Raw genomic sequence first — 16966 nt, 5'->3', positions numbered from 1 at the left:
CCCCGGTCCGTAGACCGGGGGGTCACGTGCCGGGCGGCTGAGACTGCCTGACCACCGGGTCGATGATCACAAGAAAGTCCGGGTCTCAGTGCCTGCCACCTTCCTTCGGGATCAGGTCGGCGATCAACTCGGCGAGTACGAGCTCCTCCTCGACCCGTACGCCCCGTCGCTCCATCGCGATGCCCAGTTCCGGATCCCAGGGAGTCGGGCGCACCTGCCCTGACAGTGGCGCCGACGAGGGCACGGCTTGATAGGAGGCGGTATCGAAGCGCCACGGCAGGAACCCGACCCTCTCGTGGACCGCGGCGGCGATGGCGATCCCGCCCCAGTCGAAGTCCCCGTGGTAGGCGAACGCCGCGCCACTGACCGTGAGAAGGTCCAGCAGCCGCCAGACGGCCGCCGACGGTCGGCCGCCGCCGCATACCAGGGGTGGGCAGGAGGGTCCGAGTTCGTCGGCCGCCGCGGCGACCACGACCGGGTTCTCGCAGATCCTGACCAGGTCCGCGCGCAGCGGTGCTTCGTGGCGGCGGAGTTGACGCAGGGTCAGCACGCACGGCTCGCCCGCAGCCCTGGCGGCGCTGAGCATGCGTCCGGTAGGGGAGTGATCGTCACCTGGCAGCCCCAGGCAGAGGACGAGGGAGGACAGGTCATCGAGATGCACGCCGACCGCGGCCCAGGCCGAGCGGCGGGCGTCCGCGCCGCCTTCGCCCGCGTGCGGCAGACCGGACAGGGCACGGGCCGCGGACAGGGCGAGGGTGGCCAGCGGGCGTCCCTCGTCCAGAGCGTGTGCGTCTGCGCAGGTCTCGGCGGCGAGCCGGCCGAGGGGCGTGCCCGGTGACGGCAGTCGCTCCAGCACGGCGCTCAACCGGTCGAGCAGGATACGTGCTTCTTGGGCTGTGGCGGCGAGCCTTCTGACCAGTCCGGTGGACTCCAGCCATGATCGCCACCCGGACAGCTCGGGCCGGTCGGCGATGAGAGCGTCGAGCCTGGCGAAGGCCCGTTCCCAGGCCGCCGCCTGCGCGGCCTTCTCGCCGGCCTGGTCCCGGATCGGGCCACGCAGGCGTACGACGGCCTCGCGCAGCCCGCCTGCGGTGACGCCGCCCGCTCGTAGGATGCGGTCCACCTCGTCCAAGGAGACCGACAGGGAAGAACCGGCTCCCGCACGGCGGCCGAGCAGCACCTCGGCCGCGCGGCGCTGCGTGGAAGTCGCGGCCGTGAGCGTCACCGTCCCGGTCAGCGGCTTGCCCTGTTCCAGGCGGCGGCGTGCCCGATCGACCAGCCAGGCGATCTCGTCACCGCCGAGCAGCCGCCCCAACCGCTCATCCTGGACACTCATGCGAACAGGCCGTCCTGTGCCACGGCCACGTCAGGGGCCGGCATCGCGGTGACCGGGCGCTCCGCTCGCCGCCGCTCGCGCCCGTCCCAACGCCACGGGGTGACCAACACCGCGTCCACGCCGTCGCGACGGGACAGCTGGCAGATCGCAAGCCCCGGGACCTGCGGGTAGCAACCCCATTCGCGCTCGCTCGTCATCACCACGTCCATGTCGAACGTGGCCAGCAGGCCCAGGCATTTGGCGCGCGAGTCGTCGTCGACGCCCGCGAACGCCTCGTCCAGGGCGACCAGCCGCGGAGCGTACGGGTTGCCCGCCGATTTGTAGTGGGCCGATGCGGCGGCGAACAGCGGCACGGACGCCGCGAGCACTCTCTCACCGCCGGAGGCCGGCCCGGTGGCGGCCCGCCATTGCCCGTCCTGCAGCCGCTGGATCGCGAACTCGTGCCAGACGCGGTAGTCCAGGGCCCGGGTCAGCGCTTCCGTCCATCCGGCGGCAGGGTTGTCGGCATGCTCGCGGGCGATCCTGTCCTGGAGGAATGCGCCCACCGCCGACCGGTCGGCGACGGACCAGGCGTCCACCGTCTGCCGGAGCTTGTCGCGGACCCGCTCCAGCCCTTCAGGAGCGTTCCTGGCGATCTTCCAGACCAGGCGCAGGCGCATGCCGGTAGAGGTGGGGCGGGACTCCAGCTCGGCGTTCATCTCCCGGACCTCGGACTCGGAGGCGGCGATCAGCTCGTGCAACGTTCCGGCGACCTCGTTGAGCAGGTGGTTCTCCAGGATTTCGCGTTCCTTGGCCGACAGGAGCCGGGCTCTGTGCCCGGTCTCTTCCGCCAGCGCTTCGGTGAGGCCGGGAACGTCCCTGCTGCGGCCCTGGAACAGCACGTCCACGATCACGACCCCGTCCCGCAGGGTCAGTCCGACGGAGTGCCCGTGTCTGGCCATGGCGTCCGACAGCAGCTTGTGCTCCTCGGCCACCTTCTTCTGCACCCGGTCCCAGGGGCCGTGGCCGTCGTCCACGGTGTCGAGCTCGGCGTTGACCGTCCTGGCCAGAAGCACCGTGGGGGTGGCCGCCCACTGGCCGTCCGGGGCGGGCACGTCCAGAGCGGGGAGCGCGACGTGCAGCAGTCCCGTGGCGGAGAACGCCTGGAACTCCTGTACGGCGGTGTCGCGTGCCGTGGTCGCCTCGTCGATCTGGCCGCGCAGGGCGTCGCGCACGCCCTCGGCCTTGCCTCGTTCCTGCAGGGCCGCCTGTTCTTTGCGGTGGGTCTCGCCCTCGGCTGAGGTGCGTTCGCGCAGTTCCCGCTCCACCTCGTCGAGCCGGCGGAACAGCTCCTCGACCGCGGCGCCGGCGGTTTCCACCAGTGCGCGGTAGGTCTCCGCCGCGGCGTCCGCCTCGCCGCGTGCCGCCGCCGCCAGCTCGGCCGCGTCGTCGAGCCGGCCCCGGGTTCGTGAGAGGTCGTCGGCGGCTTCGTGGGCGGCCTCGTGAGCGGCTCGCCGCGCCTGTTCGGCGGGCCAGAACCGGGCCAGTGCCAGCCGGTAGCCGGCGACTCCGCTCTTGACCTCGGCCAAGGCCGGAGGCTCGGCAGGCAGGCCGACGTCGCCGGCGAACTCGGCGGCCCGGTTGCCGGCGGTCTCCAGCTCGCTCTGCCGTTGGAGCGCCACCCCTGTCGCGGCGGTGTGCTGGGCGTCGAGTTCGCGCCGGCGTTCGTACTCGGCGGCGAGTTTGACGTGGGCCTCGCGCAGCGGCGCGTCCGGGGGCAGCGCCCGGTGCTCGGCCGCGAGCCTCTCGCGCCGGGCGGCGAGCGCGTCGAGGTCGGCGCCGAGGTGATGGATCCGCTGGGCGACCTGGTCCAGCTCCTCTCGGAGAGCCGCCAGCCGGGCACGCCGCGCCGCTTCTCGCGCGCCCTCGCCGATGTAGTGGGCGTCATTCTTGCGCCATGAGCCCGCCAGCACGCCGTTGGCCCACTGTCCGTCGACGGTCACCCACGTCCCACCACCCTGGCCGAGCGCGATGCTCTTGAGCACCGTCTCGACGGCGGCGTCGGACAGGGCCGCGGCCTGCGGGTCGGCGCGGTCGAGGGCAGGACGCAGGACGGCGGAGCACGACGCCCCGGCCGGCGGCTCGCCGGTCACGACGAAGGTGTCGTCCTCGGCAAGCAGCCGCCCGTCGGGCGTGACCCACGCGTCCAGGATGCCCGCGGCCTCCAGGGCGGCCTCCAGCCCGGCCCGATGCGCGGCCGGCACTGCCTCAGCGAAGTCCACCACCTTCCACAGCGGGCCGCCAGGACGGCCGAGCCGGGCGTCTGAGCCGCGCGTGTGCGGGGTGGGCGGAGCGTCGTGTCCGCCCGCCTCCAACCGGGCCATTTCTTCCGTCAAGGATGCGGCGGCCCGCCTCGCCTCGCGCAGCTCCGCCTCCAGTCCGGCGCCCAAGCGGCCGAGCGCGTCGGTGGCGTTCCTGGCCGCGTCGTCGGCCGCCGTCGCGGCCGGGTTGGGGCCATCGACGGAGACGGCCCAGCCCTCCAGCGTCGCGAGCATCTCGTCAGGGTCGTCCAGCCGCAGCTCGGTCAGGCCGGCCAGGTACAGGGCGTACTCGTGGACCAGCCCGGCCGTGGCCGCGCCGGTGGCCTGCTCGGCGGCTTCGATGCGCTCGGCGGCGGACTGCAGCTCGCCGGTCAGCCGGTCCACCTCCGTACGGGCCGTGGCGAGCCGGGACCGAGCCTGCCGCACGGTGTCGATGAGCCGCTCCAGCTCGTTGATCGCCTGCTCCTGGCGGTCGGCCAGCGTCTCGGCCTCCCGCCGGGCCCTGGCCTGCTCCGACGGCTCGCCGAGCGCGTGCCAGTCGATGACGGCGAGGTGCCCGGCCTCGAACGCCGCCGCGCGGGCGGCCGTGAGCGCGGACTCCCTGGCCTGGTCCAGCTCCCGGTCCGCCTCCTCGGCCTTGCCGAGGGCGGTGCTCGCCCGCTGCTCCCGGCGCTGGGTCTCGCCGGTGAGGCGGTCGCGCTCCTGCTCGTACCGGCGCGCGTGGGAGTCCAGCCGGCCGGCTTCCTCTCCCATGTGTTTGAGCCGCTCGGCGTCACGCATCTCGGGGCTCTGCCGCAGCGCCTCCTTGCGGGCCTCCAGCAGGTTCCGCTGGGCTGCCAGCTCCTCCAGCACCTGCTGGGCCGCGGACAGCTCCGCCTCCGCGGCCGCGTGGCGGGCCTCGGCTTCGCCGAGGTCGCGGCCCAGGTGCTCGTACCGGCTCTGCGCCAGGCGGGGGACGGCGGCCTTGCGCTTGGCCGCGATCGCGGCGTACCGGCGGTAGTGGACGAGGAAGTCGGCCGCCGCCCCGCGCGCCTCCTCCAGCCCGCGCAGCGCGTCTCGCTCCTCGTCAAGGCCGCGGAACGCCTCGGCGACCGTGGCGATCAGAGTGGGGCTGAGCGGTGGCAGCGCCTCGGTGAGGGCCCGCGACAGGAGCTTCTCGTCGGGCTTCTTGGACAACTGCGGCTGCCGCAGCTGAATGAGAAGGTTCACCAGCGCCTCGTAGCGGTGCTCGCCGAGCCCGAACAGCGCTTCGTCCACCGCCCTGCGGTAATCGGCGGCCCGGTCGTAGGCCATGCCGTGGCCCTCGATCGCCTCCCGCAGCTTCTCCCGGGTGAGCACCACTCCAGTGGAGCTCAGCAGGTGGAGATCACGGCCGATGCGCTGGGGGGTGACGAAGAACCAGTGCCGGACGATGCCGCGGTCCTTGACCGCCTTGAGCCCGCAGCCGATCGTACGGAACTCCTCGCTCCCGTCGGCGGCGCGGCGGCCGAACTCCATCCATGCGTACCCCAGCCGCTCGGGGTGCGGGTGCCTGCCGCCCAGCAGCAGGTTCCACTCCATGCGCTTCTGCCGGTCGCCGTCAGGCTCGACCCGGTGCGGGGCGAGCTCGCCGTCGAGCAAGAACGGCAGAGTCAGGGCCAGCACCTTGGACTTGCCCGTGCCGTTGTTGCCGCGCAGCAGCAAACGGCCGTCGTGGAAGTGGAACTCCTCCACGTCGTAGTAGAACATGTCGACGAGTCCGGCGCGCAGCGGCTTCCAGCGCTCGGAGGTCGGTGAAGGGAGCATCACTGTCCTTTGATGACGGGTTCGTCCAGCGCGTAACGGGCAATGGCGGGCAGCCCCACGGCCGCGTCCTCCGTGACGTGGACCAGCCGCAGCGCCGTGAGCTTGCCCAGGGCCGTGGCCAGCAGCCCGTCCTCGGCGCCCGGCTCGGTCACGCCCTTGCGCCAGAACGACACATGGTCACGGGCGGCCTGCCGGACGAATGCCCTCAGATCATCCATGCTTGATGCCCCGCGGGTGGCGAGGTGCTCGGCCACCAGCAGCGTCACGTGGCCGTCGGTGCGCTGTTCTGGCATGCGCACGTCGGTCAGTTCGTCGTCGGGATCCACCATCGCGATGCCCTCCGCGCGTACTTCCGCCACCAACCCGGTGGCTTCCACGATCCGGCGGGTGATCGCGTGCCGTTGGGAGGTCAGGTAGGTACGCTCTGCCTCGTCCAAGTCGGCGAAGTAGATCACCGGGTCCTCCAGCAGCCTGCGGGTCAGCCTGCGGCGAAGTGCCTGGTTGCGCAGGTCGTCGGTGTCGGGGACAGGCTCGGCGGTGAGCTCGGCCAGCCGCTCCTCGAACGACCCCGTGGTGATCGTCGATGGGCCTCGCGTTCCGGTGAGCAATGCGGCCAGGACCGGCCTGCGCACGTCGTACAGCACGTCACCGGTCGAGGTCAGATATGCCTCCTCATCGCCCGAGACTCTGCGCAGCACTCCCCAGCCGAGCAGCGTGCGCACCACGGTCACCAGATCGGCCCGCTCGGCACGGCTGTCAAGGGTGAAGTGAAAGTCCAGTTCGGGCTCCGCCGCCGCCGACAGCACCTCCTCGGCCAGGCGGCCGAGCGTGGTCTGCGCGTCGGCCCGCTCCAGCACGGCCAGCGCCAGGCAGAACAGGACGTAGCGGCGCCTGCCGTACGGCTCTCCCGCTTTGCCCCTGGCGGGGTGGGTGGCGTCGGACGTGTCCGCGACGCCCTTGAACAGCCGCGCGGCGCCCGAATCCACCGTCAGCCGCCAGCCGGTCTCCCGGGAGAGCCACTCGCGCAGCTCGGTCAGATGGCGGCGGACCAGCACCAGCGCCTCCGCGTCGTCCTCGGCCGTCAGCAGCGGCTTGGCCAGCAGCGCGCGCAGCGCGGCGCGGCGCTGGGCCAGCTCCTCCTCGGGCGTCATCGGACCACCATGAGATCGGAGATCTCCACCACGTGCTCAGGTCCAGTGAGAACGCCGTCCTCGGTGTGGATCGCGACCTCGCCGCCATCGGGGACAAGGGTGAGCCGCACCCCCATCGAGCCGTCGCCCGTCACCGTCTTCACTTCCGTCTCCCCGGGCCGCCGCGCCGCCAGCGCGTCACCCAGCAGCCCCAGGAACAGCCGGAACGCCCGCGGGTCCAGCACGTTCAGCTCCGAAAGCAGCACCGGCCCGCCCGTGCGGAGCCGGGCCCGGGCCGCGGCGGTCTCGGCCGCCTCCCGCTCGGCCTGCTCCATCAGCAGCCTGCGCGCCTGGCTGCGGTCGGCCACTTTGTTGGGCTTGCCACGCCGCTCGTAGGAGCCGGTACGCCGGAGCCGAGGAGAGATCCTGATCGGCGGTGCGTCCTGCCACGAAGTCCCGGCGCCGACCTCCCGCCACTCCTCCAGGGTGGCGGTGGTGACCGTCAGGTGGCGGGCCGGGGTCAAGCCGAAGGCCGCCCGCCACAAGCGGTGCATCGCCGCTTCGTCGGGCGCCTCGGCGAACCAGCGAGCCAGGGCACGGAAGTCCGCGGATCGGTCGGAGCGTCCGGACCTCCGCTCGTTGAGCAGCCCGACCGCGTCGATGAGCTGCTTGATCGCCGTGATCGCCGCCTGGCGCAGCAACCGCGCCTGTGACGGCCGGCCCACATCCGTGGAGACGAACCAGTCCCGAAGTCCTCGCCAGCGGTTCAGCCACGAGGAGTACGCCGCCTCCTCGGCCCTCCCGTACGCGTCTGCGGCTTCCGACCGGTCGGGCACCGCGTCGGCGGCCTCCCTGCGCGCCGCCAGTCTCAGCAGCTCCTCATGCCCGCACGTCTCCAGCCGGGCCAGCAGGGTCGCTATCCGCGCGCCGGAGTTGGCCAGATCGGCGATGAACCGGTTGATGTACTCGATCAGCCGCTCCTTGTAGGCGACGAACCCCGCCACGTCGCCGTCGGAGAAATCGATCGCCCGGCGCAGCGAGGCCATGAACGCCTGGGCGTTGTCCGCCAGCGACGAGAAGCGCTCGGCGAGGGAGAGCAGGAGCAGATGAACCCTGGCCGGGTCGGGATCCTGCTCCTGAGCCAGAAGGGTCAGCGCCTGCAACTGTTCGGCGATGTCGCCCAGGGCCACCGACTGCAGCACCCCACGCCGCCCGATCGCCTCCTCGTAGAAGTCGATCGCCTGCTCGGCCGCCTGACCCGCAGGGGTGAGCTGGAACAGGAACCGCTTGCGGTGGAAATCCTCCACAGAGGTGACCCTGCCGGTGTCCGCGTCGGCCCGCAGGTTGCCCCACTCCCGCAGCTTCTCCAGGGCTTGCGCGAGCGCATCGTCGTTGTCCCGCCGCAACTCCGCCGCCACGTCCTCCGGCCGCAGATGCACGATGAAACGTTCCTTCGCCCGGGCGAAGACGCGCAGGATCTCCCGGTAGAGGGCAGCGTTGGGAGCGCTCAGGTGAGCGAAAGGCTGATGCTCTTCAGACGGGGAGGCCATGGTGCCAGTTTTCCTGACCGGAGAGAGGGCCGTGGCACCATTGGGTGCGAGATGTTCGCAGATAGTAGGTGAACCTCGCCGTACGGTCACCGCACTGCCGCGCTGTTCGGCGATTCGGTGCATCAGGGTGTGGGCTGCGCACCGGTGGCGGGAAGGGCCAGGTCTGGGCATGTGTCGATGACCTGGTTCGCTCGCTCGACGGTGTTGCGGTGGTCGGCCAGCACGCCGTCGACGGTGTCTTCCGCGGACGGTCGCATGGTGGCGCGCCAGTCGCCGATCTTCGGGTCGATCTCGTCACCGGTCTCCAGCGCCGGCGCGTCCGACAGCGTCGGTTTCCCCGTCTGGGTCGGCTTCCGGCCTGCGCCCACCCACTGTTGCGTCCAAGTATGGTGCAGCGTTCGGCCTCAGCCGCCCGTGTCGCCGGAACGCAGTACTCCCAGCCGATGAGATACCTAGGATCGGGTGCCATGCCGAAGAAGCGTCGAGCGAAGGCAAGCCCCACGCGGGGAGTCAGCAGCCATCCTGCCCGGCGCGCGCTGCAACTCGCCGCCCGTGAATCTTCCCGGGTTCGGTGGAGACTTGATCTCTTGAGAGGATCGAGCCCATGCCAGGCAAGTCCCCCTACCCCCCGCCGAGCTGCGTAGACGGGCGGTTCGAATGGTCGCCGAAGTGCGGCCGGATTACCCAACCGAGTGGGCCACGATCCACGCGGTGGCGACCAAGCTCGGCATCGGCACCGCAGACGTTCAAGAGGAAAGGCCCGAAGGTGTGCACCACGACACCCGATCCCGGGCATGAGCGGGCAGCCGATCGGCTGCAGCGCGACTTGGTCGCAGGCCGCCCCATCCCTCGGTTCGGGCAGGTCCAGTGACGCGCGGCCAAACGCTGGTGCCGGCGCAGCAGCGTGCCCGGCGTCGCCAGTCGCTGTGCCCGCATCATCGCCGGCGGTCTTGCGGGCCGGCGCGGACAGCACCGCTCGATCTGCCCACGGGAGCCTCGGACGGCCAAGTTGACTGCGCAACACGGCGACCTCGTGCCGCAGCACGAGGATCTCCATAGCCGCCCCACGGTGCGGCAGAAGATCAGATGGAAGAGACGGAGCGCCACGAGCTCGAGCATGCCTGCCTCAGGCTACTGCTCAGACCTGGAAGCCAGGACAAACCCGCAGCTCATGGTCGTGAACGGAGCATCGATACCCTTCAGGCCAGTTGGTGCGACTCGATAGCCGCATTCCCCTCGGAGCTAGACCACGTCCATGATCCGATCTGCATGTCGGAACTCCACTTCACCGGCCCCACGAAGGTGGCCCAGGTGTCGTTGCTGCGGCTTCCAAACTCGACAGTGCCGACAACGCCACGACGTACGGGGCTGTACCCAAAAATTGTTGCTACAGAACTGGCACTCCGTAAGAAACGCCGAGCCATTCGTACCATTCCACGACAACGAACCATGCCGCATCATCCTATTGAGGGGGCGCCAAGCAGGTTTTCCGATGATGACGATTTGACCGCCTTCCCACTCACACACGCACGGTGCCGGGGGCGGCGGACATGAGCACGCCAACGTCTCAGCGAACTCATAAGCCTTCTCAATCCGAGGAGTTGCGGGACCCTTGACCTCGATCCATGTGCCCAGCATGGGGAGCCAAAAGTCGGGGATGTACCTCGCGCCGCTGGGTAGATCGATGACTGTCGGCTCATACGACCATACGATGCCAAGACCGTCCAAGGTGGCAGCCCAATCGGCCTCCAGCGTAGAACGAAAGCCAGTGAAGGCGTACTGGCGAGGCACCGCCTCGATGACAGGTTCCTGGGCCACGACGCCTCCAGGGGGATTGGAACGGTGCATCCAATTATGCGACTCGGTGGACACGTTTGGGCTAGTGCAGGTGAGACGTTTCGCGCAAATCGATTTAACCATCGAACATCATGGTGGCACTGCGCCTGCCGAAAATTGCATACAGGCAGGTCAAGCGGCATGAGAGTGCTCGTGGAGGACGCCGCCGAGCTGATCTCGTCGGCGTACGTTCAGGTCGATGATTCGCTCGGGGTCCGTGATCGGGTCAGGGGCGGAACGCAGCGGCGCTGCTTGGTTCAGGGCTTGGTGGGCTCAGTGCTGGTTGTAGAACCGTTCGTACTCGCGCAGAGCGTGCCGCAAGTGGTGTTCGTTCCATATGAGGCAGCGGTCGAGAAGTTCGTGGCGGCATGACTGCACCTACCGCTCCGTGATCGAGTTCATTCGGGGCATCCGGATACCGGTGAGCACCGTCTTGATGCCGGCCTCGGCGAGAATCTCGTCCGGACGGGGTGAGCACGGTGGCGGTGTCCGGCGTGGTGTGGCCGTGGGCGAGGGCGTTCAGGGCGGCGGGGTCGTCCAGGCCGTTCTCGAGGTCTAGGTTGATGTTGATCAGGTGATGCGGGGCACGGCCGCAGGCGATTCCGTAGCCGGCCGCCCAGGGCGCGGCGGCGAACATGGCGCGGATGCGGGCAGGGGCGGTGGTCGCGTCGCGCACGCCATGCCCGACGCGACCGCAGCTGCTGGTTGGTCATGCCGCCGGGGTGGGCGGCGGCGATGGCGGGGAGCTAGGTGCGGCTGAGGAGAAGACGGTCATGCTTCAAGTGGCGGCGGTCAGCGCGCGGCCGCGGGCGGCCATCCACGCCGGGGCCGGTGGGCGGTGGCGCGATGCGGTGTTTGCGACGACAGGCTGAACTTGAGCTCGTACGCCCTCTGCGACGACGGTCTGAAGCCAGTTGATCAGCAGCAGTGACGTGATCCCCGCGGTGGGCAGGATGTCGGCCAGCTGAGAGAGCGGCGGAGGGTGCGGGCCGGTCGACTGGCCTGTCCTGATAGGTCGCTTGGTCAGTGCGGCGACGGGTTCTCGCGCAGGAGCCACGATCCTGGCGTGAGGCGCAACGACGAGGTGCTTGGCGACCAGAGCAGCTCAGGCGTGTGCGAGGGTGGTCGGCCGCCGTCGAAGAGGAAGCCCTCCCAGTCGGGGGCCGTGTCCGGGAGGCGGCTGTCCACGACCAATCCCAGCGAGACCGGGTCACTCACCGCGAGCCAGAGAATCGCGCCCACTGCCCGGTGCGCCTCGTCTGTGGTCAGGCCGTCCAGGTCGAACTCGGCCAAGGTGGTGTCACCGTGGGGTGAGATCGAGGTCAGGACGTCGGTGTCGGCGTCCACCCACAGCTGCACGGTGAACGTCCGCAGGTGCGGGAAGGCATCGAGAGTGGTCTCGACGGGGCCGTCCTCCGTCAGGTGGCGTACCCCTTCGGTCTCCGGGTGCGTCAGCCGGAGACCGAAGGGGGCCATGTCGTTGAGCAAGTGAAGCAGAGCCAGGGGAGATCCGGCTCGGCGAACCCACAGTGCTTCCCCGAATCCCATGTCCTCAGCCTATCGAGTGAATTGGACGACGTTCTTGGCCCCGAGGATCCGCATCGCCGCCTGAATCACCGATAGCGGTGTACCGACCTCGAAGTAGGCGATGGCGCGGACTCCTTCCCTGTCGGCGGCGTACTTGAGGATCGACAGCTTCTCGCGGAGCTTGTTGATGTTCTTGGCCTTGGCCGGTCCGCCGACGGCGATCCACTCGCCGTTGGGGCCTATGACGTCCACGTCCGTGGACCCGACACCCGGGCGCACGACCTTCATGCCCTGTTTGCCCGCCGGTCCGGAGACGCGCCCGCCGACGAGTTCGGCGACCGCCTGCTCACGAGCCGCGCCGATGTCGATGCCGCAGTGGTTGGGGGTGTTCTGGTTGTGGACGAGAACCTCGGTGGCGCCCGCCGCCACGTAGTAGGTGTGCGGGCCGGCGACCGTGAGGTTGTGGACGCGCTGGCTGCCGGAGGTCCACTGCTCACGCCTCAACGCCATCATGATCCCAGGTGGGGCGTCTCGGAACCCCAACGATCTTCGGGCCTCGACGGCCATGTGGGGGCGGAAACGCGCACGCAGCCGTTGCGGAAGCTGAAATGTCGCCACGGCGGATTAGTGTGCAAACCGTGAGTGATGTGATCGATTGTCACCGTGAGCGTGTGCGCGCCGCCGACCCTCTCGTCGCCGTCGCGGATCTCGGCGAAGACCTGATCGAGACCGTGAACGCTGTCGGCGCCCCCTCGGTGAGCAGAGCCGACCCCGGCGCCCCGTCAGTGCGCTGGGGCCCGCTGACCACCTACTCCCTCCACGCCAGAGTCGCCGGCGACAACCCCGCGTACGCCCTCGGCGGCCTCCTCGACCGGTGGATCTCGACCCTCGACGCCGAGCCGGGTTCCGGGCTCGTGGTGAACTGGCCGAGCCGGGATGCCGCGCCCGTGGCAGCACTGGTCAGGCGGGGGTTCGCGCCGCGCTCCGTGCTCGGCGTCCGCGTCGGCCCCGCTTCAGCGGGCGGGCACTCGTTTCCAGGTATACGGCGGGCCACGGCGGACGATCTGGATGCCATGTGCCGGCTGTACGTGGAGCTGGTCGACTACGAGGCCCAGTTCGGCTGGTTCTCGGTGCTGCCCTCGACGCCCTCCGCCGCCCGGGCCGAGCTCGAGGAGAAGCTCGCCCGTGACGACGGCTGGTGCTGGCTGGCCGAATCGGACGGTGAGGTCGCCGGCATGCTCGCAGTCCATCACCCCGACCACTCGGGCTGGATCGCGCCCGCCGTGCAGAAGCCTCCGCCCGTGGCGTACGTGGGCTCCTTGTACGCGCGGCCGGTCAGCAGGGGCCGCGGCATCGGCGCCGCGCTGGCCGCCCACGCCCATGCCGAGGCCGCAGCGGCAGGCGTCGAGACCATACTGGTGCACTACGCGGCCCCGAATCCGCTGTCCGTCCCCTTCTGGTCCCGCCAGGGCTACCGTCCGCTCGTCACGACCTGGGGACGGTTCGCTTAGGCGAGGGCGGCCCTGCGTATCGGCGGCCCGTCTGCAGCCCCCACTACTGGTCGACCACGGGAGGAGGAGGAGGAGATCGAGGCCCAGGAGTGGACGGGCGCCGTCCACCAGACCTGGCCGCTCCGCCCTCTCACCACCGGACAGTGGTGACCCGGTGAAGCGGGTGCCGGTCCCCGGCGGGAGACGGGGGCCGGCGCCACGTTCGGCATGGTCGTGCGGTGCGCGGCCGGCAAGCACGTCCTGGCGCGGTCGGAAGATGTCGCGGTCGTGCTCGGCGGGCGCGATTTGGCGTCCGTCGGTACCGAGCCGGAGCTCGACGTGCTGGCGCTCGACCTCTGTCTGGCGGGCGACGAGCCGGGCGTGCCCGCTCACGACCCTGTTCCCGACGGTCGGAGTCAACCGCCGGGCACGGGCCGGTGGCCGGTGCTGATGCAGGAGCTCGACGAGCTCTCCCACTGGGGCCGCACCCAGGCCGTGCCGCGCCTCGTGACGGGCATGGAGCCGCCCGAGCCCGCGCTCCCGACGCGCTACGAGATCGCCGTCGGGCACGAGGACGAGCGCCGGGCGATGTCGGCGGGCCTACGACCCCGACGTCGTGCTGCACAACTTCGAGGTCCTGAAGCGCCTACGCGACGAGGCTCTGCAGTTTGCCTGTGACGGCGGCCTACATGAGTGGCACTGGATGAGTGCGGACACGTCGACCATCACGAGGGCGACGTCCTCACGGTCCTGCTCGGTGATGCCGGACTCCTAACCGGCCGCGCACAGCTCCGGCAGCACGTGCAGGTCTTTGTGCTGCCGGCTGGTCAGTTCCTCCTGATCACCGTTCGTGGCCCCATCCTGAGTTCCTGTCACTGGCCGCGCCATCCCCGCCTGCCCGCGTTGCGGCCGCCGCGTTCGATGTGGCGGTCGGCTCTACCAGCGGCGTCGAGCTCGGACGCGTCACTTCACTCCGCACCCCGCGCGCCGTCCGCCGACTGGTCGTCGAGCAGCGCGCGGAACCCGGTGAGCAGGGCGTTCAGCCCGAATTCGAAGGCGCGCTCGGCGCGGTCGTGGTCCACGGGCACCCGCTCCAGCACGGCGCTGAGGCGGGGAGCGGTCTCGCGGTCCACGCCGGGGAGCATCACGCTGGGCGCGACCAGGTCGAGGGCGGAACCGAGGATGAAGCTCTCCAGCGCGGTGATGGCCGGCAGCACGTGGGTCTCGACGAAGCCGGCGTCCAGCAGCAGGCCGGCGACGTGTTCGTACATGGCGTGCATGAAGGGCTCGGCGAGCGGGGCGACGGCCAGCAGCGGTACGGCCCCCGGATGCGCGGCGAAGGCGTCCCGGTATGAGCGGGCCCAGTCCGCCAGCGCCTGCTCCCAGGGGCGCGATCGGGCCGGGCGCAGGCCGGCGGTCAGGGTCAGCTCCTCGCGCATGAGAGCGATGATCTCGTCGCGCCCGGAGACGTGGTGGTAGAGCGCCGACGGGGCCACCCCCAGGCTTCTGGCCAGGGCCGGAATGCTGAGCGTGCCCTGCTCGTCGGCGAGCTTCAGCGCGGCTGCGCCGATCCTCCGCCGGTCCAGCAGAGGCGTACGCGGTCGTCCCAAGCAGTTCGCCCTGGATCCGCCGGTGCCCCCATCGTGGGTTCTCTCTGGCCAGCCGGATGACCAGCTCACGCGGTTCGTCCGGGATCGGCGGACGTCCGGTCGCGTTCGAGTAGGCCCAGCGTTGGCAGACCAGCTGGTGGTGCCAGGCCAGCAAGGTGCCCGGCGTCACGATCCGATGGAGGTGAAGCTGTGTGGGCAGTAGTCGCGGCAGTGCGGCCGGCAGCGCTCGGTCGGCCCCGTCTGGTCGTGGCCGGGAGACCTGACGACGCAGGACGGCGACCTCATGACGCAGCACCAAGATCTCTACGTCCTTGGAGGTGTCGCCCCGTGTGAGAAGCGTCAACCAGCCGACCAACCGGACCATCAGCAGATACAGCAGGCGTAGAAACACGAGTGCCGAGGATAGAAGGCCAGGCCAGATGCCATGGACAAGTTTTGGCACCGCACAGGGCCTTTGGCCAACGCGATGATCTGGGAGCGTTCGTACGGCCCATTGTGGCCGTGGTTCACTCCTGGGACGGAGCCGCGCGCGGGTTCTCGACATCGCTGCGCGGCATTTCGTGTGCCGCTCCGCTCAGCCGCGCTGACGCTCCGCCCGCTGCCGGATCAGTTCCTCGACCGCGCTCGGCAGAGTCGTCTCGAAGTCGATCAGCTTCGCCCAGGTCGGGGTGACGACGATCCGGACCATGCCGTCGTGGTACAGCGAACGCGCCTCCGCCTCCCACCCGGCCCGTTGCTCGGGTGTGATCTCGTAGGTGCTGGGCGCCCGCAGGTACTCGGCCGGGATGTCATCGACGAAGTCCAGCTCGGCCCGGCCCCGGATGAGCAGGATCTTGGGCGGGTGCACCTCGGTGTCGATCGTCAGGGCGGCCATCGGGTGCTCGCTCAAGGACCGAAGCTTCGGAGCGTTCTTCGACGTGCACATGACGATCTCCGAGCCGTTCCAGGTGAAGCCGATCGGGATATTGCGAGGTGTGCCGTCCTTGGCGACATGGGCCAGGCGGGTCAGGTCGCGAGCCAGCAGTTCCTGGCTGGTCGGCCGGTTCAGCACCTCGATGATCTCGTTCGGATGCACGGTTGCTCCTCCGTCGTCGGTCAGCGGATCGTTGTGACGAACCCACGACGGAGCCGCCGTCGCGTTCTCGACACCCGCGCGGCGGTCCGGCTTCCCGGCGAACGGGCAGCTTAGGCTACGTACTGCCGCCGGACATCACAGACAGGCCATGACCGAAATGTCCAGCACAGCCATCCCATCGCCGGAGCCGGAGCCTACCCGGCGTGCCGTCATCAAGGCCGGCGCGGCCATCGCCGCCCTCCCCGCGGCCCCGTCGCGCACCCGCCCGGATCAGGCCGGGATGCCGGTCAAGGGACCTGGCCGGGTCCCGCTCACGGTCAACGGCGTGACCTATGAACGGCTCCTCGAACCACGGGTGAGCCTGCTGGACGCGTTGCGCGAGAGCATCGGGCTCACCGGCACCAAGAAGGGCTGCGACCGCGGCGAGTGCGGGGCCTGCACGGTGCTGGTGGACGGGCGGCGGATCAAGTCCTGCCTGACGCTGGCCATCATGCAGCAGGATCGGGACATCACCACGGTGGAGGGCCTGGCACGCGGTGAGGAGCTGCATCCGGTCCAGCGGGCCTTCATCGACCAGGACGGCCTGCAGTGCGGCTTCTGCACCCCCGGCCAGATCATGTCGGCCGTCGCCTGCATCGCCGAGGGGCATGCCGGCGACGATGCCGAGGTCCGGGAGTGGATGAGCGGCAACCTGTGCCGTTGCAGCTGTTACCCGAACATCGTGGCCGCGGTCCGGCAGGCCGCCGGAGAGCTGTCCTGATGGACGACTTCGCCTACAGCCGCCCCGGCCGCGCCGAGACCGCGCTCCGCCTGGCCGCGCGGCCGGGGACGCGGTTCATCGCCGGCGGCACCGACGTGCTCAACCTGATGCGGGACGGTGTCGAGCGTGCCGACCACTTGGTCGACATCAACGCGCTGCCCTTGGACGGCGTGCGGGAGACCCCGGCGGGGATCGAGCTGGGCGCGCTGAGCCGGATGAGCGACGTGGCCGCGCACCCGGCCGTCCGCCGACGGCTGCCGGTGCTGGCCCAGGCGCTGCTCGGCGGGGCCTCGCCGCAGGTGCGCAACATGGCCTCGCTCGGCGGGAACCTGCTGCAACGTACCCGGTGCTGGTACTTCCGCGACGCGTCCATGCCGTGCAACAAGCGATCCCCGGGCAGCGGCTGCCCGGCGATCGAGGGCCGCAACCGGTGGCACGCCATCCTCGGCGGCAGCGAACACTGCATCGCGGTGCACCCGTCGGATCTGGCCGTGGCGCTGACCGCGCTGGAGGCCACCACAACACCTCCACGGCGCGAAAGCGTATGAGCAGCCGCATCAGGATCGC

The 16966-nt window shown here is 70.3% G+C and carries 14 protein-coding genes and 1 pseudogene; 5 read left to right on the top strand and 10 right to left on the bottom strand.

Annotated features, from left to right (window positions below; translation table 11 throughout):
- Positions 1-85: 85 nt before the first annotated feature.
- From ACWCSD_RS17885 to ACWCSD_RS17865, 5 genes are all read right to left on the bottom strand, one after another.
- Positions 86-1336, bottom strand: coding sequence for a TIGR02679 family protein (locus ACWCSD_RS17885; RefSeq protein WP_357699402.1), 1251 nt, complete (start codon positions 1334-1336; stop codon positions 86-88).
- Entirely contained in the window at positions 1333-5421 is a 4089-nt protein-coding gene (locus ACWCSD_RS17880) for a TIGR02680 family protein (protein ID WP_449916125.1), read from the bottom strand. The genes ACWCSD_RS17885 and ACWCSD_RS17880 overlap by 4 nt, the downstream gene beginning before the upstream one ends.
- Positions 5421-6572 carry a TIGR02678 family protein gene (locus ACWCSD_RS17875; RefSeq protein WP_357699406.1) on the bottom strand — a complete coding sequence of 384 codons (1152 nt, stop codon included), beginning with the start codon at positions 6570-6572 and terminating at the stop codon, positions 5421-5423. The genes ACWCSD_RS17880 and ACWCSD_RS17875 overlap by 1 nt, the downstream gene beginning before the upstream one ends.
- Positions 6569-8101, bottom strand: a complete 1533-nt coding sequence (locus ACWCSD_RS17870; RefSeq protein WP_357699408.1) for a TIGR02677 family protein — start codon at positions 8099-8101, stop codon at positions 6569-6571. Before ACWCSD_RS17870 ends, ACWCSD_RS17875 begins: the two co-directional genes overlap by 4 nt.
- A 122-nt stretch (positions 8102-8223) precedes the next feature.
- Positions 8224-8469, bottom strand: coding sequence for a hypothetical protein (locus ACWCSD_RS17865; RefSeq protein WP_357699410.1), 246 nt, complete (start codon positions 8467-8469; stop codon positions 8224-8226).
- Positions 8470-10078: 1609 nt separating this feature from the next.
- Between ACWCSD_RS17865 and ACWCSD_RS17860 the strand changes: the two genes are divergently transcribed.
- On the top strand, positions 10079-10309 hold the full coding sequence (locus tag ACWCSD_RS17860; RefSeq protein WP_397162092.1) for a hypothetical protein: 231 nt from the start codon (positions 10079-10081) through the stop codon (positions 10307-10309).
- A 94-nt stretch (positions 10310-10403) separates the two neighbouring features.
- Here the strand turns inward: ACWCSD_RS17860 and ACWCSD_RS17855 are convergent.
- From ACWCSD_RS17855 to ACWCSD_RS17845, 3 genes and pseudogenes are all read right to left on the bottom strand, one after another.
- Positions 10404-10613: pseudogene (locus ACWCSD_RS17855) on the bottom strand (bifunctional DNA primase/polymerase); the annotation flags it as partial.
- Positions 10614-10960: 347 nt separating this feature from the next.
- Positions 10961-11413, bottom strand: a complete 453-nt coding sequence (locus tag ACWCSD_RS17850) for a hypothetical protein (protein ID WP_357699412.1) — start codon at positions 11411-11413, stop codon at positions 10961-10963.
- 81 nt (positions 11414-11494) lie between these two features.
- Entirely contained in the window at positions 11495-12031 is a 537-nt protein-coding gene (locus ACWCSD_RS17845; RefSeq protein ID WP_449916121.1) for a hypothetical protein, read from the bottom strand.
- A gap of 71 nt (positions 12032-12102) precedes the next feature.
- Here ACWCSD_RS17845 and ACWCSD_RS17840 point away from each other — a divergent pair, with 71 nt between their 5' ends.
- Both ACWCSD_RS17840 and ACWCSD_RS17835 read left to right on the top strand, forming a co-directional pair.
- Positions 12103-12975 carry a GNAT family N-acetyltransferase gene (locus ACWCSD_RS17840; protein ID WP_397162002.1) on the top strand — a complete coding sequence of 291 codons (873 nt, stop codon included), beginning with the start codon at positions 12103-12105 and terminating at the stop codon, positions 12973-12975.
- 207 nt (positions 12976-13182) lie between these two features.
- The gene (locus ACWCSD_RS17835; protein WP_449916118.1) at positions 13183-13632 is read left to right on the top strand and encodes a hypothetical protein; all 450 of its coding nucleotides are present in this window, start codon (positions 13183-13185) and stop codon (positions 13630-13632) included.
- A 290-nt stretch (positions 13633-13922) separates the two neighbouring features.
- On the opposite strand, the gene ACWCSD_RS17830 is transcribed toward ACWCSD_RS17835, so the two are convergent.
- Together ACWCSD_RS17830 and ACWCSD_RS17825 are read right to left on the bottom strand one after the other, a co-directional pair.
- A complete protein-coding gene (locus ACWCSD_RS17830; RefSeq protein ID WP_397162000.1) occupies positions 13923-14564 on the bottom strand; it encodes a TetR/AcrR family transcriptional regulator C-terminal domain-containing protein in 642 nt (213 codons plus the stop codon).
- Between the two features lie 574 nt (positions 14565-15138).
- Complete coding sequence (locus ACWCSD_RS17825; protein ID WP_449916116.1) at positions 15139-15639, bottom strand: pyridoxamine 5'-phosphate oxidase family protein; 501 nt, start codon at positions 15637-15639, stop codon at positions 15139-15141.
- Between the two features lie 280 nt (positions 15640-15919).
- On the opposite strand from ACWCSD_RS17825, the gene ACWCSD_RS17820 reads away from it, so the two are divergent.
- Both ACWCSD_RS17820 and ACWCSD_RS17815 read left to right on the top strand, forming a co-directional pair.
- On the top strand, positions 15920-16399 hold the full coding sequence (locus tag ACWCSD_RS17820; protein WP_397162088.1) for a (2Fe-2S)-binding protein: 480 nt from the start codon (positions 15920-15922) through the stop codon (positions 16397-16399).
- Complete coding sequence (locus ACWCSD_RS17815) at positions 16399-16947, top strand: FAD binding domain-containing protein (RefSeq protein ID WP_449916115.1); 549 nt, start codon at positions 16399-16401, stop codon at positions 16945-16947. The genes ACWCSD_RS17820 and ACWCSD_RS17815 overlap by 1 nt, the downstream gene beginning before the upstream one ends.
- The last annotated feature ends 19 nt before the right edge of the window (positions 16948-16966 follow it).

Source organism: Nonomuraea sp. NPDC001684 (genome assembly GCF_053596515.1).
The sequence above is the reverse complement of the archived record's forward strand: the minus strand, read 5'-3'. Positions and strand labels throughout refer to the sequence as shown.